Source organism: uncultured Allobosea sp. (assembly GCF_945957345.1).
Classification (GTDB): Bacteria; Pseudomonadota; Alphaproteobacteria; order Rhizobiales; family Beijerinckiaceae; genus Allobosea.
Genome location: NZ_CAMFKW010000005.1, coordinates 116,266 through 139,172, shown reverse-complemented (window position 1 = coordinate 139,172; position 22,907 = coordinate 116,266). Strand labels below are relative to the sequence as shown.

Annotated in this window: 22 protein-coding genes; 8 read left to right on the top strand and 14 right to left on the bottom strand. The window is 66.6% G+C overall.

Translation table 11 applies throughout. The features are described 5' to 3' along the window. Nucleotides 1-140: 140 nt before the first annotated feature. On the top strand, nucleotides 141-455 hold the full coding sequence (locus tag Q0Q36_RS04165) for a DUF2293 domain-containing protein (protein WP_293795758.1): 315 nt from the start codon (nucleotides 141-143) through the stop codon (nucleotides 453-455). 234 nt (nucleotides 456-689) lie between these two features. Beyond that, complete coding sequence (locus Q0Q36_RS04160) at nucleotides 690-1,475, top strand: MOSC domain-containing protein (RefSeq protein ID WP_293795756.1); 786 nt, start codon at nucleotides 690-692, stop codon at nucleotides 1,473-1,475. Nucleotides 1,476-1,544: 69 nt separating this feature from the next. Here the strand turns inward: Q0Q36_RS04160 and Q0Q36_RS04155 are convergent, their stop codons facing one another. From Q0Q36_RS04155 to Q0Q36_RS04130, 6 genes are all read right to left on the bottom strand, one after another. Beyond that, nucleotides 1,545-2,549, bottom strand: coding sequence for a DUF4167 domain-containing protein (locus Q0Q36_RS04155; protein WP_293795755.1), 1,005 nt, complete (start codon nucleotides 2,547-2,549; stop codon nucleotides 1,545-1,547). A 404-nt stretch (nucleotides 2,550-2,953) separates the two neighbouring features. Further along, the gene (gene prmC, locus Q0Q36_RS04150) at nucleotides 2,954-3,793 is read right to left on the bottom strand and encodes a peptide chain release factor N(5)-glutamine methyltransferase (protein ID WP_293795753.1); all 840 of its coding nucleotides are present in this window, start codon (nucleotides 3,791-3,793) and stop codon (nucleotides 2,954-2,956) included. 40 nt (nucleotides 3,794-3,833) lie between these two features. Next, on the bottom strand, nucleotides 3,834-4,088 hold the full coding sequence (locus tag Q0Q36_RS04145) for a hypothetical protein (protein WP_293795751.1): 255 nt from the start codon (nucleotides 4,086-4,088) through the stop codon (nucleotides 3,834-3,836). A 65-nt stretch (nucleotides 4,089-4,153) separates the two neighbouring features. Continuing rightward, entirely contained in the window at nucleotides 4,154-5,239 is a 1,086-nt protein-coding gene (prfA, locus tag Q0Q36_RS04140) for a peptide chain release factor 1 (RefSeq protein ID WP_293795749.1), read from the bottom strand. Between the two features lie 56 nt (nucleotides 5,240-5,295). After that, the gene (gene ptsP / locus Q0Q36_RS04135; protein WP_293795747.1) at nucleotides 5,296-7,563 is read right to left on the bottom strand and encodes a phosphoenolpyruvate--protein phosphotransferase; all 2,268 of its coding nucleotides are present in this window, start codon (nucleotides 7,561-7,563) and stop codon (nucleotides 5,296-5,298) included. Nucleotides 7,564-7,744: 181 nt separating this feature from the next. Further along, nucleotides 7,745-9,310: a trehalose-6-phosphate synthase gene (locus tag Q0Q36_RS04130; protein ID WP_293795745.1), complete on the bottom strand. Its 1,566-nt coding sequence runs from the start codon at nucleotides 9,308-9,310 to the stop codon at nucleotides 7,745-7,747. Between the two features lie 282 nt (nucleotides 9,311-9,592). Between Q0Q36_RS04130 and otsB the strand changes: the two genes are divergently transcribed. Both otsB and Q0Q36_RS04120 read left to right on the top strand, forming a co-directional pair. Beyond that, on the top strand, nucleotides 9,593-10,393 hold the full coding sequence (gene otsB, locus Q0Q36_RS04125) for a trehalose-phosphatase (protein ID WP_293795743.1): 801 nt from the start codon (nucleotides 9,593-9,595) through the stop codon (nucleotides 10,391-10,393). A gap of 6 nt (nucleotides 10,394-10,399) precedes the next feature. Continuing rightward, nucleotides 10,400-12,241 (top strand): glycoside hydrolase family 15 protein, encoded by a 1,842-nt coding sequence (locus Q0Q36_RS04120; RefSeq protein ID WP_293795741.1) that lies wholly within the window; start codon nucleotides 10,400-10,402, stop codon nucleotides 12,239-12,241. 23 nt (nucleotides 12,242-12,264) lie between these two features. On the opposite strand, the gene Q0Q36_RS04115 is transcribed toward Q0Q36_RS04120, so the two are convergent. After that, nucleotides 12,265-12,486, bottom strand: coding sequence for a hypothetical protein (locus tag Q0Q36_RS04115; RefSeq protein WP_293795739.1), 222 nt, complete (start codon nucleotides 12,484-12,486; stop codon nucleotides 12,265-12,267). Between the two features lie 104 nt (nucleotides 12,487-12,590). Between Q0Q36_RS04115 and Q0Q36_RS04110 the strand changes: the two genes are divergently transcribed. Next, nucleotides 12,591-13,172: a TetR/AcrR family transcriptional regulator gene (locus Q0Q36_RS04110; RefSeq protein WP_293795738.1), complete on the top strand. Its 582-nt coding sequence runs from the start codon at nucleotides 12,591-12,593 to the stop codon at nucleotides 13,170-13,172. A 6-nt stretch (nucleotides 13,173-13,178) separates the two neighbouring features. Here the strand turns inward: Q0Q36_RS04110 and Q0Q36_RS04105 are convergent, their stop codons facing one another. From Q0Q36_RS04105 to Q0Q36_RS04090, 4 genes are all read right to left on the bottom strand, one after another. Beyond that, the gene (locus tag Q0Q36_RS04105) at nucleotides 13,179-14,387 is read right to left on the bottom strand and encodes a M20 family metallopeptidase (protein WP_293795737.1); all 1,209 of its coding nucleotides are present in this window, start codon (nucleotides 14,385-14,387) and stop codon (nucleotides 13,179-13,181) included. Between the two features lie 138 nt (nucleotides 14,388-14,525). Next, on the bottom strand, nucleotides 14,526-15,065 hold the full coding sequence (locus Q0Q36_RS04100) for a chromate transporter (RefSeq protein WP_293795735.1): 540 nt from the start codon (nucleotides 15,063-15,065) through the stop codon (nucleotides 14,526-14,528). Beyond that, the gene (locus tag Q0Q36_RS04095) at nucleotides 15,065-15,631 is read right to left on the bottom strand and encodes a chromate transporter (RefSeq protein ID WP_293795733.1); all 567 of its coding nucleotides are present in this window, start codon (nucleotides 15,629-15,631) and stop codon (nucleotides 15,065-15,067) included. Before Q0Q36_RS04095 ends, Q0Q36_RS04100 begins: the two co-directional genes overlap by 1 nt. Nucleotides 15,632-15,640: 9 nt before the next feature. Beyond that, nucleotides 15,641-16,273 carry a LysE family translocator gene (locus tag Q0Q36_RS04090; RefSeq protein ID WP_293795732.1) on the bottom strand — a complete coding sequence of 211 codons (633 nt, stop codon included), beginning with the start codon at nucleotides 16,271-16,273 and terminating at the stop codon, nucleotides 15,641-15,643. Nucleotides 16,274-16,444: 171 nt separating this feature from the next. Between Q0Q36_RS04090 and Q0Q36_RS04085 the strand changes: the two genes are divergently transcribed. Then, nucleotides 16,445-16,999, top strand: a complete 555-nt coding sequence (locus Q0Q36_RS04085) for a GNAT family acetyltransferase (RefSeq protein ID WP_293795730.1) — start codon at nucleotides 16,445-16,447, stop codon at nucleotides 16,997-16,999. Here Q0Q36_RS04085 and Q0Q36_RS04080 read toward each other — a convergent pair. The 3 genes from Q0Q36_RS04080 to Q0Q36_RS04070 form a co-directional block, all read right to left on the bottom strand. Beyond that, on the bottom strand, nucleotides 16,996-17,502 hold the full coding sequence (locus Q0Q36_RS04080; RefSeq protein ID WP_293795729.1) for a DinB family protein: 507 nt from the start codon (nucleotides 17,500-17,502) through the stop codon (nucleotides 16,996-16,998). The genes Q0Q36_RS04085 and Q0Q36_RS04080 overlap by 4 nt on opposite strands. A 101-nt stretch (nucleotides 17,503-17,603) precedes the next feature. Further along, the gene (locus Q0Q36_RS04075; protein WP_293795728.1) at nucleotides 17,604-18,827 is read right to left on the bottom strand and encodes an FAD-binding oxidoreductase; all 1,224 of its coding nucleotides are present in this window, start codon (nucleotides 18,825-18,827) and stop codon (nucleotides 17,604-17,606) included. A gap of 94 nt (nucleotides 18,828-18,921) precedes the next feature. Then, on the bottom strand, nucleotides 18,922-19,836 hold the full coding sequence (locus Q0Q36_RS04070; RefSeq protein WP_293795727.1) for a LysR family transcriptional regulator: 915 nt from the start codon (nucleotides 19,834-19,836) through the stop codon (nucleotides 18,922-18,924). A gap of 165 nt (nucleotides 19,837-20,001) precedes the next feature. Between Q0Q36_RS04070 and Q0Q36_RS04065 the strand changes: the two genes are divergently transcribed. Beyond that, nucleotides 20,002-21,522: an aldehyde dehydrogenase family protein gene (locus Q0Q36_RS04065; RefSeq protein ID WP_293795725.1), complete on the top strand. Its 1,521-nt coding sequence runs from the start codon at nucleotides 20,002-20,004 to the stop codon at nucleotides 21,520-21,522. A 150-nt stretch (nucleotides 21,523-21,672) separates the two neighbouring features. Next, complete coding sequence (locus tag Q0Q36_RS04060; RefSeq protein WP_293795724.1) at nucleotides 21,673-22,869, top strand: acyl-CoA dehydrogenase; 1,197 nt, start codon at nucleotides 21,673-21,675, stop codon at nucleotides 22,867-22,869. Nucleotides 22,870-22,907 lie beyond the last annotated feature (38 nt).

The following is a 22,907-nucleotide window of genomic DNA, read 5'->3' as shown; positions in this document are numbered from 1 at the left end:
GACGCAAACCTGCTGCCCTTTCATCAGGATGGGGCGCCGCGATGGGCCGCCCCTCGCCCACCAAGATAGTGTTGCTTTCACGCAACGGAAGGGGTCCATCGCAGAATTGACCTGACGCAAGCGGAAGGTGCAGATCGGACATGGCCGGGACCAAGCGACAGCAGGCGATTCGTCGGGCGTTGAGAGCGCTGGCACCGGGCATTCCGCTCTCCGACGCCGAGGCCGTGGTCACGCTGGCAGAGCGGCGCCACATGAAGGACCTGCCGCCGCCCACTGCGCTCTGGCTCGCACTCGGCAGCCATGTCCGCCACGTCCATACCGATTACGAACGCCTGCTGGGCGAGGGCTACGACCGCGATGCTGCCCGCTTCTTCGTCGCCGAGGAGACCGATGCCGTGCTCGCCGGCTGGGGCTGCCAGCGCTCGGTCAGCGATGGCGAAGATGCCGAGGAATGATCGAAACGGAGACAGAATTTGATCTGTCAGAACATCCGAAGGCGGATATGGTCCCCACCAACCTGAATGCATTATTCCTCCAGCCCTCATCCTGAGGAGCCGCGAAGGCGGCGTCTGAAGGATGTTCCAGGAGGTTCCGGAGACATCTGGAGCATCCTTCGAGACGCAGGCCGAGGCCTGCTCCTCAGGATGAGGGCTGGGGCCGCTGAAGATCTCGAACTGCCGGACCCGACCATGCGCATCGAAACGCTCTACCGCTATCCCGTGAAGGGGCTCTCGCCGGAACGGCTGAAGCTCGCAGCGCTCCCGGCCGGCGGCTATTTTCCGGGCGACCGGCTCTTCGCCATCGAGAACGGCCCCTCCGGCTTCGATACGGCCGAGCCCGTGCACCAGCCCAAGATCAAGTACCTGATGCTGATGCGCAACGAGTCGCTAGCCAGGCTCAAGACGCGCTACGACGATGCCAGCGGCGATCTCGTCATCCACGAGGGCGGGCGGGAGGTACTGCGCGCGCCGACAACCAACGACGAGGGCCACGCCGCGATCTCGCGCTTCTTCACGGGCTTCATGCCCGAGGAACTGCGCGGCGAGCCGAAGCTGCTGACGGCACCGCCGACCTATCGCTTCACCGATTCGCGCTCGGGTTTCGTCTCGATCATCAACCTGGCCAGCGTCGCCGATCTCGAAGAGCGGCTCGGGCGGCCGGTCGATCCCTTGCGCTTCCGCGGCAATCTGATGGTCAGCGGCCTCGCGCCCTGGGCGGAGAACGAGTTCGTCGACCGCGAGCTCACCGGCCCCGGTGGCCTGCGCCTGCAGGTGATCAAGCGGATCGAGCGCTGCGCCGCGACCAATGTCGATCCCGAGACAGGCGCGCGCGACATGCAGATCCCGAAGGCGCTGATGAAGAATTACGGCCATGTCGATTGCGGCATCTATTGCCGCGTCCTCGCCGAAGGTGTGCTGGTCGAAGGCGACAGCCTGGCGGTCGCGGAAGCGCCGGCCGAACTCGGCATCGCCTGAGCGATAGAGCCACAGAAAAAGGGCCCGAAAGGGCCCTTTTCCATATCAGATCGTCAATCCGGGAACGGCTTACTCGGCCGAACCATCGGTCTCCGAGCCCAGCGCATCCATCACCTCGCGCGGCGAACGGCGGCGGCGAGCGCGCTTGGGCGCCGCTTCAGCAGACTCCTCGGAGGGCGCGGCGGCCGCAGCCGGCTCGGCCGCGGGAGCCTCGACCGGCTCCGGCGCAGCGACGCGCACCGGGTTGGTCAGGAAGGACGGCAGCGCGGAGGCGACGTCATCGCCCGCATCGGACTCGACCTCGCGCTCACGGCGCGGGCGACGCTCGCGCTGGGGACGCTCGCTCCGCTCCGGACGCTCGAAACGGCGCTGTTCGCCCTGGGCCTGCTCGGGAGCGGCCTCGACGGCCCCACCCTCGCTGACCGGGATGTCGGAACGCGGAGCATCCGGGCGTGGCGCATAACCGCCGGGAGCGCCCTGGCCGCCTTCGGCATTGCGGTCGAAACGACGCTCGCCACGATCCTGACGATCGAAGCGGCGTTCGCCATTATTGTTGTTGCGGTCGTTGTTGAAACGCTCGCGGCGGTTGTTGCGGTCGAAACGCTGGCCGCCCTGCTGCTGGCCCTCGCCGCCCTCGCCCTCGGCACGCTGGCCGCCATGACCGTTATAGCCAATAGGGTTGCCGTAGCCGTTGGAACGCATATCCGGCTGGGGGCCGGTGCCGGGCTGGAAGGTCTGGCCCTCCTCGTCGCCCTCGTCCTCACCCTCGTCCGCGTCTTCGACGAAAGCGCGATTCGGCGGGAAGGAATGGCCGAACTGCTGAGCCATCTGCTCCTGCGCTGCGAGCAGGATGCGATAGTAGTGCTCGGCGTATTGGAAATAGCTCTCGGCAGCAACGGTGTCGCCCGAAGACTGGGCATCGCGCGCCAGCTGCAGATATTTCTCCGCGACATGCTGCGCCGTGCCGCGAACCTTTACGTCCGGCCCGTTGGATTCGTAGCTACGCTGCAACGGATTGGGAGATTTGCGGTTACCGTTATTGTTGCCGCCGCCGTTATTGTTGCGGCCGCGCATACGCCGGTTCTGACCTGGTCTCATTCGCGTCTGTCTCGCGCTTCTGTGTTCAAAGCAACCGTGGTGCCGTCATGCGCGTCGCGAAGCACAGCGGGTTGCGACGCTGTGTCGGGCTAAGGTGACCTGAAGGGGCGATACGCCGTTCCTGGTCTTCACGCGCTCTTTTCCAAAAAGGGGTTTCAACCCCATGAGCCGATCGGCGCCACGCGCCTTCGGGGCTCCATCCGGCTTATCAGTTGCATCGCCTCGGGAACACGCCCGCAAACGATGCCGAACTCGAGCAAATCCTGTAAGATCGGGAACTGCCCAGAGGCCCGGCTCTGACGCCACCAGCTTCGGCTGGATGCTGCATAGCTGCTTTTGGCTGCTTCTCCAAGCGAAATCGACCAAAAGCCTGTGCATTCTCAAGCGAGCGTGAAGATCAACGCTCGCTCATGCCCTCCAAGATCGTGACGACTACCCCGGAATTCAAGCCCTCCCGCCTGCATCAGCGCGGCCACGTCCGGCCCTTGCCCCGCCCCGATCTCCAGGACGATCACCCCGCCGGGCGCCAGCAGAGATGGCAGCGACGACGCGAATAGGCGGTAGGGACCAAGCCCGTCGGCGCCTCCGTCGAGCGCGAGCATCGGATCGTGCTCGCGGACCTCGACTGAGAGCGTCGCGATCTCGGCGGAGGGGATATAGGGAGGGTTGGAGACGATGAGGTCGAAACGGCTCGTGAGGCCCTCGGTCCAGCTACCCTGCCGGAATGTGGCGCGCTCCTCCAGGCCATTGAGCACGGCATTACCGGCCGCGGTCCGGCATGCCTCTTCCGACAGATCGATGCCAAGGCCCTGCGCTCTCGGCAATTCGCTGAGCAGTGCGAGCAGCAGGCAGCCAGTGCCGGTGCCGAGGTCGAGCAGGGCCAGCTCGTCCTCGCGACGGCCGGCGAATTGAGCGAGCGCGGCCTCGACGATCGTCTCGCTATCGGGACGAGGCTCAAGCGTCGCGGGGGACAGGCGGAAGGTCAGCCCCCAGAACTCGCGCTCGCCGAGAATGCGCCAGACAGGTTCTCCGGCACGCCGCCGGTGCAGAAAGCCCTCAAAGGTCGCGACCGTGGCCGCATCGAGTTCATGCTCGGGGTTCAGATCACGGGTGTCGAGCGCACCTTCAAGCAGAAGCCGCGCATCGAGCCCTGCCGTCTCGATGCCGGTCTCGCTCAGGGCCTGGACGGCAAGGCGCCGCGCCTCCCTCACGGTCGGCACGGCGCCCTCCCCTTTAACTCGACTGGATGGATAGCGGGCCTTACATGGTCCCGTTCATCTTCTTGTCCATGCACTGACGCATCTTGATGTTGATCGAGCGCTTGCTTTCGCGCGATCCGCCCAGCTCCATCCGGCATTGCTTGCGCGCCTGCGCCTGGGTCATCGAGCCATGCAGCGGCGCGGGTTGGCCGGCAGTCATCTTGCGAAAGACCTTGCTTTCCTGGGCCTGAGACGTCGCGGTCGTCGCCGTCATCATCAGTCCAGCCACCGCAAGAGCAGAAAACAGCTTCATCATGGGAGAGCCCCCCTTTCTCTGGTGTCGGTACGTCAGCAACGCCCAGGATACGATTTGGTTTCATCTCAAACGACGCCTTCCTCCGCGAGAAGCTTCGCCTGCTGCTCGGCGGTGAGCGCATCGATGATCTCGTCGAGGACGAGGCCTTGCATCATCTCGTCGAGCTTGTAGAGGGTCAGGTTGATGCGGTGGTCGGTGACGCGGCCTTGCGGGAAGTTGTAGGTGCGGATGCGCTCGGAGCGATCGCCCGAACCGACCTGCGAACGCCGGTCCGCAGAGCGCTCGGCATCGATGCGCAAGCGCTCCATGTCGAAGAGCTTTGCCCGCAGCAACTCGTAGGCGCGCGCCTTGTTCTTGTGCTGGGAGCGCTCATCCTGGACCAGCACGACGGTGTTGGTCGGGATATGGGTGAGGCGCACCGCCGATTCCGTCTTGTTGACGTGCTGGCCTCCCGCGCCGCCCGAGCGCAGGGTATCGGTGCGGATATCGGCTTCGTTGAGGATAATGTCGACATCGGTCGCGAGCGGCAATGTCGCCACCGTCGCGGCTGAGGTGTGGATGCGCCCGCTCGCCTCGGTATCCGGCACGCGCTGGACGCGGTGGACGCCGGATTCGAACTTGAGGCGAGCATAGACGCCGCGGCCATTGATCTCGGCGACGACCTCCTTGTAGCCGCCCATCGTCCCCTCGCTCTCGGAGAGGATATCGACGCTCCAGCCCTTCTGAGCGGCGTGGCGCTGATACATGCGCAGGAGATCGCCGGCGAAGAGCGAGGCCTCGTCGCCACCAGTCCCCGCCCGGATTTCGAGGATGACGCCGCGCTCGTCGGCAGCATCCTTCGGCAGCAGGGCGACGAGGATCTCGCGGGCCCGCGCCTCGATCTCGGCGCGGGCGGCATCGCGCTCCTCATAGGCGAGATCGCGGAACTCGGCATCAGTCGCAGGATCGGCGATCAGCGACTCGGCTTCTTCAAGCGAAACCTGCGCCTGACGCCAGGAGGCGATCGCCGCGACCACCGGATCGAGCTCCGCCAGCTCCTTCGCGAGCTCAACTGTGCGTGCCGCCTCGGTCGCGTGGTTGATCTCGTCGGTCGCGGCAGCATGGCGCGCCACGATGACGTCGAGACGATCCTGGGGAAGCTGGAGGGACATTCAGTAAACTCGTGAAACGACAGGGAAAAGCGGCAGCTGACGCGGAACGAGCGTCGCTAGACCGGGACCTTGAACTCGGTCGCGAAGGCGGCGAGCTGCGGGCGCAGGTTGGTCGCGCCTTCCGGCGATGCCAGCATCCAGTCCATGCGCTCGCGCAATTTGCCGGCGTCGAGCGCGCGCAGCATCGCCTTGACCGGCCCGATCGAGGCGGCCGACATCGAGAAGCCGCGATAGCCCAGGCCGATCAGCGCCATGGTCTCCAAGGGCTTGCCGCCCATCTCGCCGCAGACGGTGACGGGGCAGCCGGTCTCGGCGGCAGCCTCGACGATGCGCCTGAGCGCCCGGAGCGGGCCGACGCCGAGCGGATCGAAGCGATCGGCGACGCGCTTGTTCTCGCGATCAGCCGCGAAGAGGAACTGCATGAGATCGTTGGTGCCGATCGAGAGGAAATCGGCCTCGCGCGCGATCTCCGGCAATTCGAAGAGCAGCGAGGGCACCTCGACCATGACGCCGACGTGCAGGTCGCGCGGCGGCATCACGCCCTGCTTCTCCAGCATGGCCTGCTCGCGGCGGATGATCATGCGGGCGCGGCGGAACTCCTCGGTGGTCGCGACCATCGGCAGCATGATCTTCAGGTCGCGACCGGCACCGGCCCGCAACATCGCGCGCACCTGCGCCCGCAGCAGCCGCGGCTTATCGAGGCCGATGCGGATCGCGCGCCAGCCAAGCGCCGGGTTTTCCTCCTCGACGCGCTCCATATAGGGCAGCACCTTGTCGCCGCCGATATCGAGCGTGCGGAAGGTGACGGGCCGCTCGGCCGCCGCCTCCAGCACGGCGGCATAGAGCGCCTGCTGCTCGCCGGTCGTCGGCATGTGCTGCGCCACCATGAACTGCAATTCGGTGCGGAAGAGGCCGATGCCGGATGCCGCCGTCGCCTCGATATTCGGCATGTCGACGATGAGGCCCGCATTGATCTGCAAGGTGATATCGACCCCATCGCGGGTGATCGCCGGCAGCTCCTTGAGCTTCTGGTACTGCTTCTGCTTGCGGGCGCGCAGGCGCGCCTTGTCCTTGTAGGCGTTCTCGACATCGGGCTGCGGGCGGATCTGCACCTCGCCGGCCTGGCCGTCGACGATGATGGCGTCGCCCGCCTCGACCAGGGCGGTCGCGTTGAGTACCTCGCCGACAGCGGGGATGCCGAGCGCGCGCGCAACGATGGCGATATGGCTGGTCGGCCCGCCCTCCTCCAGCACGAGGCCGCGCAGATGGGCACGATCATAGTCCAAAAGCGCCGCCGGCCCCATCGAGCGCGCGACGAGGATGGCGTTCTCCGGCAGATTCTCGCGGGCGACGCCATTGGCCTTGCCGACCAGCGTGCGCAACAGACGGTTGGCCAGATCGTCGAGATCATGCAGCCGCTCGCGCAAATAGGGATCGGTCTGGCGCAGCATCTTGGCGCGGGTGTCGGACTGGACGCGCTCGACCGCCGCCTCGGCGGTCAGGCCGGTCATCACGACCTCGCGCATGCGACGCAGCCAGCCCTGATCATGGGCGAACATGCGGAAGGTCTCGAGCACGTCGCGGTGCTCGCCGGTATGGGCGACGTCGCCGCGCTCGACCAGTTCGTCGATCGAGGCGCGCATCTCGCCGATCGCCGCCTCGAGCCGGCCGACCTCGGCAGCCGGGTTCTCGGCGATGAGGTTGGTGATCGCGACGCGCGGCTCGTGCAGCACGGCATGGCCGAGGCCGACACCGTCCGCCAGCGCTACGCCGACGCCATGGATCGGCCGGTCGAGGCCGATCGAGGCGCCAGGCGCCGCCAGCGACTTGAGGCCGCCGGCCGCGATCATCTCCGCCATCAGCATGGCGGTGGTCTGGAGGCTTTCGATCTCCTCTTCGGAGTAGAGCCGCGAGGCGCGGTTCTGGATGACGAGCACGCCCATCACCGCGCCGCCGCGCAGGATCGGCACGCCGAGGAAGGAGCGGTAGATCTCTTCGCCGGTTTCCGGGCGGTAGGAGAAGGAGGGATGCGCCTGCGCGTCCGACAGCGCCAGCGGCTCGGCCTCGCTCGCGATCAGGCCGACGAGGCCTTCGCCCGCGCGCATCGTGGTGAGGTGAACCGCCTCACGGTTGAGGCCTTCGGTAGCGTACAACTCAAGGGACCCGTCCTCGCGCAGGACGTAGACGGAGCAGACCTCGGCGACGAGATTGCCGGCGATCAGGACGACGAGGCGATCCAGCCGCTCTTGCGGGCTGATCGATGCCGCCATGACCTCGCGGAGACGGCGCAACAGAACGCCCGGTCCTCCGAGAGCGCCTCGCATCGATCTCAGCCCTCCGCCCGCCTCCTCAGCCATCGACGATACGATGCCTGTCCAGACCTGAGTCGCCCACTCCGGTCCTGCTGCCTTCTAGCGACCAAAGACCTTATTCGGCAAGGGCCGCGAAAGGGGCAGACAGCATGACCCCAAGTTTTCGGCCGTTTTTGGCGTCGCAACCTAAGTCTCAGGGACGCACCAGGGTGAGATGAGAGGCTCCGACAGCACCGTGCTTGCGCCGGGATCCTGCCGACATCTTGCGTACACCGGATTCCGGCACAGCCGATGACGCGGCCGATGCCTCGCCCCGACTTGCCCGTCGCGCCGTGGCACGCGGCTCCTTCCGCGTTTCCCCCGCGACCGGCGCCTCGGCGGTTACGCTTTCTCCCGACAGTGCCAGCAGATATTGGCGCGTCCACCAGTCGATATCGGTCGAGGCGATGGTTGCATAAAGCTTCTCGAAGCGCCGGATGCGCTCGGTCTTCGGCATGGCGAGCGCAGTGCGGATCGCTTCCGCCACCTCGTGGGAATCGAAGGGATTCACGATCAGCGCCTCGCCCATCTGCTGGGCGGCCCCAGCGAAGCGCGAGAGCACGAGCACGCCGGGATCGGCAGGATCCTGCGCCGCGACATATTCCTTGGCGACGAGGTTCATGCCGTCTCGCATCGGCGTGACCAACCCGACCTGGGCACGGCGGTAGAAGCCGGCCAGGGCCTTGCGCGAATAGGCCTTCTTGACCACGCGGATCGGCGTCCAGTCGAATTCGCCGAGCTGGGCGTTGAGGCGGCCGGCGACCTCGTCGGACTGGCGGTCAAGCTCGGCATATTCGGGCACGTCGCTGCGCGAAGGCGGCGCGATCTGCAGCAGGCTGACGCGCCCGCGATCCTCGGGGTGGTTGCGCAGGAACTCGCCGAATGCCTCCAGGCGCTGCACGATGCCCTTGGAGTAGTCGAGCCGGTCGACACCGATCACGAGCTTGCGCTCGCCGAGCGATTCCTGAGTGGCCCGCAGCGGCGTAGCTGCCTTGCGGACGGAAGCGGCAGCCAGCTTGCGGAAGCCCTCGACATCAATGCCGATCGGGAAAGCCTGGACCGAAGTTTCGCGGGTGCCGAGCCTGACGCGCCTTCCATCCGAGCGGGCACCGCAAAGCGAGACCAGCCCGCCGACCAGATTGCGAGCGTCCACTTCCGTCTGCATGCCGACGAGATCGTAAGCGGCCATGGTGCGGATCAGCGTCGCGCTGAAGGGCAAGGCACCGATCACCTCCGCCGCCGGCCAGGGAATGTGATGGAAATAGCCGATGCGATTGGTGATGCCGCGCCGGCGCAATTCAGCGGCCAGCGGGATCAGGTGGTAGTCGTGAATCCAGATAAGGTCGTCGGGCCTGATCAACCCGGCGAGCGCCCGGGCGAAGCGGCGATTGACGCCGAGATAGCCCATATAGTCGCTGCGCTGGAACTCGGTCAGGCCTAGCCGATAATGCATCAGCGGCCAGAGCGCCCGGTTCGAGAAGCCGAGATAGTAGCTCTGGCGCTCGGCCTCGCTGAGATCGGTCACGGCATAGGTGACATTGCCGTGCTCGACCTGCCGAACCTGCGCCGGGGCGCCTTCGCTCACGGCCCCGCTCCAGCCGAACCACAGCCCGCCCCGTTGCTCCAGCGCCTCGCGCAAGGCAACCGCCAGCCCACCCGCCATCACCTTTTCATGACGATCGGGAATCGTGACGCGGTTGGAAACGATGACAAGACGCATAAGCTTTGCATTCTCCGGCAGGGGCCGCCCGCATTTCGCCATCGGCGGCAGGAACAGAACGCTTCCGAAAGCGTAATGTTTCCGTGGTGCGGACGCGGTCACATGGCAGCGCTGTGGCAACCGTGCGGTGAAATCGCGACCTCCATGGTAGGCTTTCGACAGATCGAGGCAACCCCTCGAACCCACATTTCGACAAGGCCACGGCCGAGCGATAAGACAGAAAAGGATATCCTGCGCCGCTTGGCCGCTCTTCTGCCGCCTTCTCTGCCCAGATACGAGACGATGACGAGTTTGACCGAACCCGATATTGCCGAAAGGCCCGACGAGATCGCTTCCCTGGACCGCGAAATCGCTCTTTTTCTCGATTTCGACGGAACCCTGGTGGAGATCGCCCCCTCGCCAGAGGACGTCCAACTCGACCGGCGGGTGGTGCCGGCGCTGACGGCGCTGCGCGCGCAGCTCGGCGGCGCGCTGGCGCTGGTTTCAGGGCGCCCCATCGCCTTCCTCGACGAGATTCTGGCACCGCACCGCTTCGACATCGCCGGACTGCATGGCGCGCAGATTCGCGTCGATGACGAGATCCGCTCGCAGGCCGACACCCATGCGGGTATGCACGAGGCGCTGCGCGATCTCGTACGCTTCGCCAACAGCCATGTCGGCATCATCGTCGAGGACAAGCGCATCTCGATCGCGCTGCACTGGCGACTGGCCCCCTCGCTGGAGAGCGAGGCGCTGGCGCTGATGCGCGACATCGCCAAGCGAATGGGCCCGGGCATGCGCCTCCAGGAGGGCAAGTCCGTCGCGGAACTCGTCCCGGCCGGCGCCAGCAAGGGCAACGCCATCGCCTGGCTGATGGCGACCCCGACCTATGGCGGCCGCCAGCCGGTCTTCATCGGCGACGACATCACCGACGAGGACGGGTTCGAGGCGGTCAACGCGATGGGCGGCGTCTCCGTCCGCATCGGCGCAGACCGCGAGAGCCACGCCACCTGCCGGCTGTCCTCGCCAACAGTGCTCCGGCACATCCTTCTCGAAGCCGCCGAAAGCGGCCATCTTTCCGCTGCCAGCTTCAAGCAGGACTGACCAACCATGACCGTTACGACTTCGGCCGCGGGGCATCACTCCGCCTCGCTCGACCTTGGCGTCATCGGCAATTGCTCGATCGCCGCTCTCATCGACCGCCGCGCCCGCATCGTCTGGGGTTGCTTCCCGCGATTCGACCGCGACCCGGTCTTCTGCTCTCTGATCGACAATGAGGCCGAGGACGGCGATGCCGAACCCGGCAAGGGCTTCTTCGGCATCGAGCTCGTCGGCATGACGCGCTGCGAGCAGGGCTATCTCGACAACACCGCGATCCTCTCCTCGGTGCTCTCCGACGACCAGGGCAACGCGATCGAGATCCTCGATTTCGCCCCGCGCTTCGTACGCTACGAGCGCTTCTTCCGGCCGCCGCAGCTGGTGCGCCGCGTCCGCCGCGTCTCAGGCCGGCCGCGCATCCGCGTGCTGGTCAAGCCCAGCCTCGGCATCGGCGAGGAGCCCGATGAAATCACGCGCGGCTCGAATCATGTCCGCTTCGTCGGCGCCGACCAGACGATCCGGCTGACCACCAATGCGCCGCTCTCCTATGTCGTCGAGGGCACGCCCTTCGCCGTGGACCAGGCCTATTCCTTCTTCATCGGCTCCGACGAGGCGCTGCGCGCCGAGATCGAGACGACCTCGCGCGAGTTCCTCGACAAGACCACCGATTACTGGCGCGACTGGGTGCGTTCGCTCTCGATCCCCTTCGAGTACCAGAAGGAGGTGATCCGGGCGGCGATCACGCTGAAGCTCTGCTCCTTCGAGGAAACGGGCGCGATCGTCGCAGCCCTGACGACCTCGATCCCCGAGGCGCCGGGCACCCAGCGCAACTGGGACTACCGCTATTGCTGGCTGCGCGACGCCTATTTCGTCGTACACGCGCTGAACCGGCTCGGCACGACGCGGACGATGGAGGACTATCTCGGCTTCATCACCAATATCGTCGACACCTTCTCCGAGAGCGGGGCGGAGCACCTGCCGCCGCTCTATCCGATCACGCGCGGCGGCACGCTCACCGAGTTCGAAGCCAGCAACCTGTCAGGCTATCGCGGGCACCGGCCGGTGCGCTTCGGCAATGGCGCGGCTGTGCAGATCCAGAACGACGGCTATGGTGCGGTCGTGCTGGCGGCGACGCATTCCTTCTTCGACCGGCGCCTGATCCAGCCGGGCAAGGAAACGCTGTTCGGGCAGCTCGAACGCATGGGCGAGATCGCCATCGCCGTGTTCGACAAGCCCGATGCCGGCCCGTGGGAGCTGCGCGAGAAGGAGGCAGTGCATGCCTTCTCCAGCGTGATGTGCTGGGCTGCTTGTGACCGGCTCGCGCGCATCGCCGGCACGCTCGGGCGCGCCGACCGCAAGGAATTCTGGAAAGGCGAGGCCAAGCGCCTGAAGACGACCATCGCCAAACGGATATGGAACGAAGCCAAGGGTCATTTCGTCTCGACCTTCGGCGGCGAGGACCTCGACGCCACCCTGCTGCTGCTGGCCGAACTCGGCTTCGTCAAGGCCGACGATGCCCGCTTCGTCGCCACCGTCGAGGCGATCGGCCGCGACCTCAAGCGCGGCGACCTGCTGCTGCGCTACGCCACGCAAGACGATTTCGGCTACATGCATACCGGCTTCCTGATCTGCGCCTTTTGGTATGTCGATGCGCTGAACGCGATCGGACGCAGCGAGGAGGCGAAGGAGCTGTTCGGGCGCATCCTGCAGCGCCGCAACAGCTTCGGCCTGCTCTCGGAGGATGCCGACCTCAAGACCGGCGAGCTCTGGGGCAATTTCCCGCAGACCTATTCGCATGTGGGCCTGATCAACTGCGCGATGCGCCTGAGCCGCGACTGGGAAGAGGCGTTCTGATCGCCTCTGCCGGTAAGCGCCGCTCAGCGCGGCGCGCCGAAGCGGAATGCGACCGGGATCACCCCGTAGACCATCGCGAGCACCATGGGCGGCACGGCCAGCGCCGTGACGCCGAAAATGGGCCAGCCCGCAGTGAAGGGCGACAGCACGGCCAGCACGAGATTGATCGCGGCATAGGCCCCGATGATCGCGACCATCAGGAACCGCAGGCGCGAGGCAAGGCGCGACAGGAATGAAAGAGCCATTGGGCATCTCCATGTAACGAAACGTATCGTTTCTATTTGTTGATCTAAACGGCCCGTTTCGTTATGTCAAGAAGCGGAGCGATAGGCTGACGGGATCTGACGGAATGGAGACGAAACCGAAGCGCCGCGCCTCGATCGGCGCCCGCCGCAGCCCGGAGACAGAGGCTGCGGTGAAGGCGGCCGCGCGCGAGTTGCTCGCCGAGAAAGGCTATGCCGGGTTCTCGATCGAAGAGGTCGCCCGACGCGCCGGAGCGGGCAAACCGACGATCTACCGCTGGTGGCCGAACAAGGCCGAGCTCTTCATCGCGATCTACGGAGGCGAGAAGGATGCGGCCATTCCCGTGCCGGATGAAGGCTCGCTCAGCGCCGACCTGCTGCGCTACACGAGGAATCTCTGGCGCTTCTGGCGCGAGGATGCGGCGGGGCGCGTCTTCCGCGGGCTGATCGCCGAAGCGCAGACGAGCGAGAGCGCGCTCGCCGCGCTGCGCTTCAAGTTCATGCCGGAACGGCTGGCGTCACCGCGCCGGATGTTCGTGCGCGCTGCCGAGCGCGGCGAGTTTTCGCCCGAGGAGATCGATGACCGCCTCGAACTCTGGGTCGGATTCAACTGGCTGCATGTGCTGACCGACCGACTGAGCGAGGACGAGCCTTCGCTCAGCCGCAAGATCGACCTGCTCTGCCGCTGAAGCCCGTCACTCCACCTTCGCGGCGGCGCGCATCACCGCGAGCGCCAGAACCTGCGCAGCCGGGACGATGCTGTCGACCTCCAGGAACTCGTCCGGCGTATGGGCCATGCCGCCGATCGGGCCGACGCTGCACAAGGTCGGGGTGCCCTGCGCGGCCGTAAAGCCGGAATCGGCGCAGCCGCCGGTGAATTCCGCGGTGACGCCGATGCCGAAAGCGGAAGCCGCTTCGCGATAGGTGTCGTAGAGCGCAGCCGATTCCGAGGAGCGCTCCAGCGGCAGGAACTCGCCCTTGATCGAGAGCACGGCACTGGTGCCGGCGACCTCGGGGGCCTCGATGATCGCCTTGATCTTGCCGACCATCTCGTCACGCTGGGCGGCGGTGACATAGCGCAGGTCGATCTCGCACCAGGCGCTGGGCGCAATGGTGTTGACCGTCTGGCCGCCGCCGATCAGGCCGACATTGACAGTGATGCCCTTCTCCAGATCGGTGAGGCCCTGGAGCTTGGGGATCTTGTGGCCGAGATCGACGATCGCCGAGGCGCCCTTCTCGTAATTCGCGCCGGAATGGGCCGGCTTGCCGATGAACTCGGCGCGCATGAAGACCCCGCCCTTGCGGCCGCTGGTAACGGACTGCTTCTGGTCCTTCGCGAAATCGGTGCCGGCCGGCAGGCGGCTGGGCTCGGCATTGAAGACGCAGCGCGACTCGCGCGCGGCAGCCTCGATGACGGGACGCGAGGACGGCGAGCCGATCTCCTCATCGCTGGTCGTCAGCATCAGGAGCGGCGCGGCCAGGCCGCCGCATTCGGCGAAAGCTGCCGCGACGAAGGCCGAGATCGTCACGCCCGCCTTCATGTCGGCGACGCCCGGGCCATAGGCGCGCGTGCCCTTGATGGTGAAGGGGCGGCGCGTCGGCTCGCCTTGCGGGAAAACGGTGTCGCGATGGCCGAGCAGCATGACCGGGCGCTGGTCGTTGGCGGTGGGATTCGGCAACCGCGCCCTGACCGCGTCACCGAAGCGGCTATCGGGCACGGTCTCGACATCGAGCCCATTCGCCCGATGAAAGCGCGCGACGACATCGCCGGCCCGGTCGACGCCGGCCTTGTCGTAGGAGCCCGAGTCGGTGTCGACCAGTTCGCGCAGCAGCGCGACCATGCCCTCCTTGCGGCTTGCCAGCCACTCGGTGACCTTCTTCTCCTCGGGAGTCAGGGCGCTCATCAGCTCACTCGCATTCGTTCCGGATGGGACAATGCCCGCGAGCTTATCGCCATTGCCGCAAGCGGCAATGGCGCGAGGCGGCGGCCGTGCCATTCATGCCGCGCATGGCCTCGACGCCATATCGCTGCGGCCTGCAACTCAGGCGATGCCGGCCCACCAGGCGAGGACATAGACGAGCGTGCCAGCAGCCATCGGCACGAGCGGATTGACCTTCGAGCGATAGGTTACGAGCGCGGTCGCCGCCGTGATCATATACCCGACGAGGCCGGCATCGGCGGCCAGCGTCGCGACCACGCCGCTCGCCAGCATCAGGCCGAGCGCGATCGGCACCAGCGCCAGCGTGACGATCCGAACCACGCGACTGCCGCCGTAGCGCTGCAGGCCGCGGCTGGAGGCGAGCGCCAACAGGCAGGAGGGCAGCAGAAGCGCGGTCGTCGCCACCAAAAGCCCGGCGGTACCGGCGACATGCCAGCCGACGATGCTGCCGAGCATGATATTGGGGCCGGGCGCCGTCTGCGCGATGGCGAAGAGGCGGGCGAAGGTCGGCGCATCCATCCAGCCGAGGATATCGACGACCTGACGATGGATTTCCGGAACCACGGCATTGGCGCCGCCGATCGCCATGAGCGAGATCGTGCCGAAGGTGACGACCAACTGGAAGAAGACGCCGCGCTCCATCAGACCCGCCGCGCTCCCAGCGTCGCCGCGACCAGGCCGAGCGGCACGAGAACCAGCAGGGTCGGCAGCATCGGGAGCCTGAGCAGGCCGACCGCAACGAAGGCCGCGGCAGCCATGACCCAGGCCCAGCGGGCGAGACCTGCCTTGGTCAGGAGCCGTAGCGCCGTGCCGAGGATGAGCCCGGCGGCGCTGGCGGCGGCGCCGGTCAAGGCGACCTGCGCCAGCGGGTGGCCGGAGACGGCGTCATAGCCATTGGCGAGCGCGACCAGGCACAGCAGAGGCATCGCCATCAACGCGAAGACGCAGGTCAGCGCGCCGATTCCGCCGCGGAAGCGATCGCCCAGCATCACCGCGGCATTGACGGTGTTGGCGCCGGGCAACGCCTGGCAGATGCCCATCAATTCGGCGTAGCCGCGATCGTCGAGCCAATTGCGCTCGGCGACGATGATGTGGCGCGCCACCGGCCCGACGCCGCCGAAACCCATCAGGCCGATCTTGAGGAAGCCGGTGAACAGGTCCGGCAGGCTCGGCCGGGGGGCTTCCGATGCAGTTTCGAGCGTCGACATCCGAGCGTGCTAGCGCCGCGCTTCCATCGCCATGCGCAGCGCGAAGCCGGCGAGCACGGTCCCCATCAGCCAGCGCTGGACCAGCGACCAGAAGGGCCGCGTCTTCAGGAAGAACGCGATGCTGCCGGCCACAGTCGCGATCAGGGCGTTGACGCTGCCGCTGATCGCGATTTGGACGAAGCCGAGCACGATCGACTGGCCCAGCACATTGCCGGCGGCCGGATCGATGAACTGGGGCAGGAGCGCGAGATAGAGCATCGCGATCTTCGGATTGAGCAGGCTGGTCAGGAAGCCCATGGCGAAGAGCTTGCGCGGCCCATCATGGGGGAGATCGCGGACATGGAAGGGCGAGCGCCCGCCCGGCCGCACCGCCTGCCAGGCGAGCCAAAGCAGATAGGCCGCGCCTCCGAGCCGGAGCGCGTCATAGGCATAGGGCACGGCGAAGAGCAGCGCCGTGATGCCGAAGGCGGCGCAGAACATGTAGACGAAGAAGCCGAGGATGACGCCGCCGAGCGAGATCAGGCCGGCGCCCCTGCCCTGCGCGATCGAGCGCGAGATCAGGTAGATCATGTTGGGGCCCGGCGTCAGCACCATGCCGAGCGCGATCAGCGAGAAGGTAATGAGAGTCGTCGTCTCGGGCATGCGAAGCGCTCCGGCGGAACTCAGCGCTTGGACCATGGATCGCGAGAACCGGCAATCGGCTGCGCCATGGGAGCGGCCATGCAAGCCCCGCCATGCGGAGAGCCCTGCCCCGCCGCGCGGGAACCCGCCGGTTTGCCGGCGGTTGTCGCCTGCAAACACGGCGGGGAAAACATGACGCTGTTCAGCCGGCTGCTCTACACCATCATCTCCTTCGCACTGCTCGGCGCCTCGATCGTTCTGATCGGCGTCGCGGTCTGGCGGACCTCGCAGGGCTTCTGGACCGGCGAGGGCGCGCTCGACACGATGCTCGACGCGATCGGCCTCGTGATCATCGCGGTCGCCGTTGCCGATGTCGGGAAGTTCCTGTTCGAGGAGGAGGTCATCGCCGACCGCGAGATGCGCCGCCCGGCGGAGGCGCGGGGCTCGCTGACCAAGTTCATGTCGATCATGATCGTGGCGCTCTCGCTGGAATCGCTGGTGCTGATCGCCAAAACCTCGCGCGAGACGATGGGGGATGTCGTCTATCCCGGCCTGCTGATGCTGCTCGCCGTGCTGGCGCTAGTCGGGCTCGGCCTGTTCCAGAAGCTCAGCCAGAACGCGACGGCTGCGGTGCCGCCCGATCGGGATGAGGGGGAGGACGAAACCGATGATCGACCGGTCGCGATCGGCAAGTCGCCCGCACGTCCCAGACGTCACCCGACTGCGCCAGCCGCTGATCCTGCCTAGCGCGGCTCGTCGACCAGGAAGAGGTCGGTATCGTCAGGCTTCGCGCCCGCTGCCGTGAGCATGGCGTGGATCTGGCCACGATGATGGGTCTGGTGGTTGAAGAAGTGCGCGATCACGAAGCCCCGCGGCCTACCCATTTCGCGGCCGGCTGCGCCGGAATACCAGATCAGCGTTCCGCGCAGCCAATCGGCCGTGACCTTGTCCGCCCAATCGAGAATGAACTGGTCGCGCTGGCGCCGGCGCGCACAGAACTGCGCCCAGCCCTCGAAATAAACAGCCGAGTCACGTCCGCCCACGGAAGGCTTCTCGCTGCCGGCAAGACGGCTGAGCCAGGTCTCGTCGCCCCAGAGGACATGGTTGAAGGTGCCGTGGATCGACTTGAAGAAGGCGCCGCGATCGAGCTTGCGCGCCTCGTCGGTCAAGCCGTCCGCTGCCGCCATCAGGCTGCGGTTCTGCCAGGCATTGTAACGGGCCATGGTCTGGACGAAAGCGGGATCGACCATGGCGGCCTCCTCTCAGGCAGTCGGTTTGCCGCATATTCGCTGACGCGGACCTTCGGTTCTTTACGCGAACCGGTATCCACTTCGCTCGAAAATGCTCTTGGTCAGATGACGTTGGCCTCCTTGAGCGGCCGGCCCGCAACGATGCGCTCGTGGCCGAGATCGGCAAGATCGAGCGAGCGATAGCAGCCATGCGCGATATGCTCGGCAAGTCCGCGCCCGACCGCCGGCGATTGCTGCAGGCCATGGCCCGAGAAGCCGTTGGCCAGATAGAGGTTCGGCAGGCCGACGGCCGGGCCGATAATGGCGTTGTGGTCGAGCCCGCACATGTCGTAGGGGCCGGCCCAGGCGCGGCCGGGCTTGATCTGCTCGAAAGCCGGGATGCGGGTGGCGAGCGAGGGCCAGACCACCTCCTCGAAGAAGCCCCAGTCGACATCCTCGGCGGCGGGATCGGTTTCGATCCATTCGACATCCTGCTCGGGTGTCACGGGCGAGCAGCTCCCGATGAAGAGCTGGCCTTCCGCCGTGCGCTTGCCCTCCTGCCGGCACCAGGCGCCGGTCGTGTCGATCAGGAGCGGGCAGCCATCGACTTCGCCCTTGCAGGTGAAGGTGAAGACATAGCGCTTCATCGACTTCACCGGAATCGTGATGCCCGCCGTCGCGGCGAGCTTCGCGCCATGGGTGCCGCTGGCATTGACCACCGCGCCGCAGGCGATGCGGCTGCCATCGGCAAGCTCGACGGCGGTGACCTGCCCTCCGTCGGTGACATAGCCGGCAACTTCGCCCTGCCGGTATTCGACGCCGAGGCTGCGCGCCTTCTTGCGGAAGGCCTGGAGCAGCGCCCAGCCATCGAACCAACCCTCGCCGCTGACGCCGAAGGTGCCGCAGACGAGATCCTCGGTGTTGAGCCAGGGGAAGCGCTGCTTCAGCGTGGCGGGATCATAAAGGGCGATATCGGCGCCTTCGGCAGCCTGCAGCTTCTGGTTGGCTTCGAGGATCGGCGCGCCGGCTTCGCTGGCGAGATAGAGATAGCCGCCCTCGTGCAGGTCGATTGCGGGAATCTCGCCGTCGACGGCGAGATGCGTCCCGATATTGCGCAGGAAATCGACGCCGAAGAGCGAGATGCGGATATTCACCGCGCTGGAGAATTGCTGGCGGATCGAGGCCGCCGAGAGCGCGGAAGCAGAGAAGCGGTAGGTCGGGTCCTTCTCGATCACCACAACCTTGCCGGCGAAGCCGGGATCGGCGGCGAGATGATAGGCGACGGAGGAGCCGATCGCGGCGCCACCGCAGATCACGACATCGGCGCTTTCGGAGACGGGCGGCATGGCAGGCCTCGCGCAGCCGGCCTCGCTGGGAAAAGCCGGGTTGGTGAATTTCGCGCATGAATGAACGAGCGCGAGACGCTTGTCGAGAGGCGCCTCAACTCGATGGCGCGCATTCCCCGAGCAGCCAGTCGCGGAAGGCGATCACGGTCGGCAGGTTGGCCTTCTCCTCGGGATAGACCAGATAATAGCCGTCACGGCCCGTGATCGGCCGATCGATCGGGATGACCAGCGAACCCGAGCGCAGTTCTTCCTCGACCAGGAAGCGCGGCACGATAGCGAGCCCCAGGCCAGCCACGGCCGCCTGCGCGATCATGGCGAACTGCTCGAAGCGCGGCCCCATCAAGGCCCGCTCCGGCGCCAATCCCTGTTGCTCCAGCCAGTTCGCCCAGGCGCGCGGCCGGGTCGATTGCTGGAGCAGCGGCGCGCGCAGCATATCGGCCGCCTCCGTGATGCCGACGCGCGCCAGCAGCGAGGGCGCGGCCACCGGCACCACCTCCTCGCCCATCAGGCGATGGAGCCTTGCACCCGGCCAGTTCTCCGCGCCGAAATGCACGGCGGCATCGACCTGCTCGCGGGCGAAATCGAAGGGCACAAGCCGCGTGGTGAAATTGATGGTGATGCCGGGATGCGCCTCGGTGAAGCGCGGCAGGCGCGGGATCAGCCAGCGCGTGCCGAAGGTCGGCAAGGTCGCGAGGTTGAGTACGCCAGCCGCGCCGCGAAAAGCCATAGCAGAAACGGTCGCGGCGGCGAGACGAGACAGGCCGTCGCGGATGTCGTTGGCATAGGCCGCTCCCGCCGCCGTCAGGCTGACGCGCTTCTTAACGCGCTCGAACAGGCTGACGCCGAGCACTTTCTCGAGATGTGCGACCTGCCGGCTGACAGCGCCCTGCGTCAGGTTCAATTCTTCCGCGGCGCGCGTGAAGCTGCCATGCCGGGCCGCGGCCTCGAAGGCGGCGAGCGCGGAGAGCGAGGGCACCGAGAGGCGGCCGGGAACGAGCGCGTCATCCATGATAAATTCTCATCAAGTGGTGAGAACATATCGGTTGCCGTCACACCATGAAAGAGGGCATTGTTCCGGCCTCAAGCGCGGCGGCCTCCGGTTCCCGCGCTTTTATGTCATGCGCCCTAGGGCATGCGCCCTTTGGCTCCCGCTCGCGACCGCTGGAAGACAAAGATGGCCACATCCCTGCCGAAAGACACGCTCGCCCTGCTCAAGCGCCTCGGCGTTTCCGAGAGCGCTTATGCCGATGCCGGCCTCTCGGCCGGCTCGCCGATCACCGGCGAGACCGTCGTGACCCTGCGCGAGACCTCGCCGGCCGAGGCAGAGGCCGCGATCGGCCGGGCCCAGTCCGCCTATCTGGCCTGGCGCAAGGTGCCGGCGCCGCGCCGCGGCGAGTTCGTCCGCCTGCTCGGCGAGGAGCTGCGCGCCGCCAAGACCGATCTCGGCCTGCTGGTGACGCTCGAAGCCGGCAAGGTCACCTCCGAGGGCCTCGGCGAGGTCCAGGAGATGATCGACATCTGCGACTTCGCCGTCGGCCTGTCGCGCCAGCTCTACGGCCTGACCATCGCCACGGAGCGCCCGAACCATCGCATGATGGAGACTTGGCATCCGATCGGCGTCGTGGGCGTGATCTCGGCCTTCAACTTCCCGGTCGCGGTCTGGTGCTGGAATGCGGCGCTTGCCTTCGTCTGCGGCGACAGCGTCGTCTGGAAGCCCTCCGAGAAGACCCCGCTGACCGCGCTCGCAGTGCAGGCCATCGTCGAGAAGACGATGAAGCGCTTTGGTGCGGAAGCTCCGATCGGCCTCTCCGAAGTCTTGATCGGCGGCCGCGAGCTCGGCGACATCCTGGTTCAGGATCATCGCGTTCCGGTCGTCTCCGCCACCGGCTCGACCCGCATGGGCAAGGAAGTCGGCCAGAAGCTCGCTGCGCGCTTCGCCCGCGCCATCTTGGAGCTCGGCGGCAACAACGCCGCGATCGTCGCTCCCTCGGCCGATCTCGACATCGCGCTGCGCGGCATCGCCTTTGCGGCGATGGGCACAGCCGGCCAGCGTTGCACCACGCTGCGCCGCCTGATCGTGCATGAAAGCGTCTATGACGCGCTCGTGCCGAAGCTCGCCAAGGTCTATGCTAGCGTGAAGATCGGCGATCCCCGCGAGGCCGGCGTGCTGGTCGGCCCGCTGGTCGACGAGGCCGCCTATCAGGGCATGCAGAAGGCGCTCTCCGAGGCCAAGGCCGAGGGCGGCAAGGTCCATGGCGGCGAGAAGGTCGATGTCGGAGCTGGCGGCTTCTATGTCCGCCCGGCGCTGGTCGAGATGCCCAAGCAGTGCGGCCCGGTCGAGCGCGAGACCTTCGCCCCGATCCTCTATGTGATGAAGTACAAGTCCATCGACGAGGCAATCGCGATCCAGAACGCGGTCGGCGCCGGCCTGTCCTCCTCGATCTTCACGCTGAACATGCGCGAGGCCGAGCTCTTCGTCTCCGACGAGGGCTCCGATTGCGGCATCGCCAACGTCAATATCGGCCCCTCGGGCGCCGAGATCGGCGGCGCGTTCGGCGGCGAGAAGGAGACGGGCGGCGGCCGCGAGGCCGGCTCGGACGCCTGGAAGGCCTATATGCGCCGCGCCACCAACACGCTGAACTACGGCACCACGCTGCCGCTGGCGCAGGGCGTCAGCTTCGACGTGGATGCGTGATCGGTAGGATCTAACAACATCCGCGTCGTCATCCCGGCCGGAGCGAAGCGCAGAGCCAGGATCCATGCCTGAACCGTTCAGGAATGGATCCCGGGTCTCCCTCCGGGCACGCGGGATGACATCGCAACAAGTTCAAGGGAGACGAACACCATGGCCGGCAGCCACAAGCTCGCGAAGTTCACCTGGGACGATGCCTATCTGCTCGACGAGCAGCTGAACGAGGACGAGCGGCTGATCCGCGACACGGCCCGCGCCTATGCGCAGGAGAAGCTCGCCCCGCGCATCCATGACGCCTATCTCGACGAGAAGACCGACCGCTTGATCTTCAACGAAATGGGCGAGCTCGGCCTGCTCGGCGTCACCGTCCCCGAGGAGTACGGCTGCGCCGGCGCCAATTACGTCTCCTACGGGCTTGTCGCCCGCGAGGTCGAGCGCATCGATTCCGGCTACCGCTCGATGATGTCGGTGCAGTCCTCGCTCGTGATGTTCCCGATCTATGCCTATGGCAGCGAAGAGCAGCGCAAGAAGTACCTGCCCAAGCTCGGCTCGGGTGAATGGGTCGGCTGCTTCGGCCTGACGGAACCCGATGCCGGCTCCGATCCGGGCGGCATGAAGACCCGCGCCGAGAAGGTCGCCGACGGCTACAAGCTGACGGGCTCCAAGATGTGGATCTCGAACTCGCCGATCGCCGACGTCTTCGTCGTCTGGGCCAAATCGGCAGCGCATGACAACCAGATCCGCGGCTTCATCCTCGAAAAGGGCATGAAGAGCCTGTCAGCCCCGAAGATCGGCGGCAAGCTTTCGCTCCGCGCCTCGATCACCGGCGAGGTCGTCATGGATGGCGTCATCGTTCCCGAAGAGAACCTGCTACCGAACGTCTCGGGCCTCTCCGGCCCGTTCGGCTGCCTCAACCGCGCCCGCTACGGCATCTCCTGGGGCGTCATGGGCGCCGCCGAGGATTGCTTTCACCGCGCCCGCCAGTACGGGCTCGACCGCAAGCAGTTCAACAAGCCGCTGGCCCAGACGCAGCTCTACCAGAAGAAGCTCGCGGACATGCTGACCGAGATCACGCTCGGCCTGCAGGGCTCGCTGCGCGTCGGGCGCTTGCTCGACGACGGCAAGATGGCCCCGGAGATGATCTCGCTGGTCAAGCGCAACAATTGCGGCAAGGCGCTCGACATCGCCCGCCAGGCCCGCGACATGCATGGCGGCAACGGCATCCAGATCGAGTATCAGGTGATGCGCCACGCCGCGAACCTCGAGACGGTGAACACCTATGAGGGCACGCATGACGTCCACGCGCTGATCCTCGGCCGCGCCATCACCGGCCTGCAGGCGTTCTTCTGAGCCCTACCACCCCCCTCCGCGTCATCCCGGGCGAGCGC